Origin of the sequence: Microcoleus asticus IPMA8, assembly GCF_013179805.1 — a bacterium.
GTDB lineage: Bacteria > Cyanobacteriota > Cyanobacteriia > Cyanobacteriales > Microcoleaceae > Microcoleus > Microcoleus asticus.
On sequence record NZ_SRRZ01000295.1, the window covers coordinates 1 to 1,458 of the forward strand.

Sequence of the window (1,458 nt, forward strand, 5' to 3'; positions counted from 1 at the left end):
ACAACGCATCCCGCGCCTTTTTTGTCAATGCCAACGTTGCGACTGCTACCAATTTTGCAGTCAAAAACCTCATTATTACTAACGGCAAAACTACCGATCGAGGTGGCGCGATCGGCACAACCGACGAAGTAAACCTCACAGTAGAAAACGTTCGGTTCAACAACAACGTCGCCGATAAAGGCGGTGGCGCAATTTTCGGTAATTTCAACAATACCCTGACTGTTACCAACAGTAAATTCAACGGCAACGTAGCCACCGCAGCTAACGATGAACGCGGTGCAGGTGCGATCGGCTTTTTGAGTTCCAAAACTTTTACAGTCACCAACAGCGACTTCACCAACAACAAAGGAATTAACGGCGGGGCAATTAACAGCCTTCAAGGTAAGCTGACAATTGACAACTCCCGATTCATCGGCAACGATACCACCGCAGCCGTTTACGCAACAGGCCAAGATAATCCGTTTTTAAGGGGTTTCGGCGGCGCAGTTTACACAGACAGAGCCAGCAATCCGAGCGAAGCTTCCGGCACAATTAAGATTACCAATAGCGTATTTCAAGACAATAAAGGTCGAGGTGAAGGAGGCGCAGCTTATCTGTTCACCGGCAGCCAAGACAAGGTTATTTTGGAAAAGAGCACCTTCCAAAATAACGAAATTCTGGCGCTACCCAACGGTGGAAATGCTGGAAACGGTGGTGGGGTAACGATTTTGAGCGACAGCACCAACCAGGGATTGACCATTACCAACACCACCTTTGCGGGCAACAAAGCCGGCAATCAAGGTGGCGGCCTGTGGATGCGAAATGCCCCTACTACGATTACTAACAGTACGTTTTCTGGCAACTCCACGGCGTTTGCTGCTGGTGATTACAACAAACTCGGCGGTGCAATGACTCTTGGTGCACCCACAACTATTGTTAACACGACGATCGCCGATAATTCTGCAGGCTGGGTTGGTGGAGGTATCTTCGCCGATGCCAATAATGTCACCCTCAAAAACACGATTCTTTCCAACAATACAGCGGCTAACGGAGGAAACCCTTGGGGCATTCAGCAACACGTCACCGCCCAATATAGCGATGGAGGAGGGAATTTTCAGTGGCCGGTGATTAACACCGATACCAAGGTGACGACAAGTGTGACGATCGCAGACCCCTTACTTGGCCCTTTGCAAAACCTCAACGGCGCTTTAGTCAGGCCGCTGCTGACAGGAAGTCCGGCAATTGATAAAGGGATTGCCACTGGCGCACCCGCTACGGATCAGCGTGGCGTCGCTCGCCCTCAAGATGGCGACAGCATTCCAGGTGCGATCGTTGACAGCGGATCTTTTGAATTGGGAGGTACTGTCGTCCCCACACCAACTCCGACTCCGACACCGACACCAACTCCAACACCGACACCAACTCCGACACCGACGCCGACACCGCCTCCCCCTCCCGCGCCGACTATTACTGGTTCGT

General features: G+C 51.6%; 1 protein-coding gene. It reads left to right on the plus strand.

Translation table 11 applies throughout. The features are described 5' to 3' along the window. On the plus strand, positions 1-1,458 hold a 1,458-nt coding region (locus tag E5S67_RS31935; RefSeq protein ID WP_281363617.1), incomplete at both ends, for a choice-of-anchor Q domain-containing protein.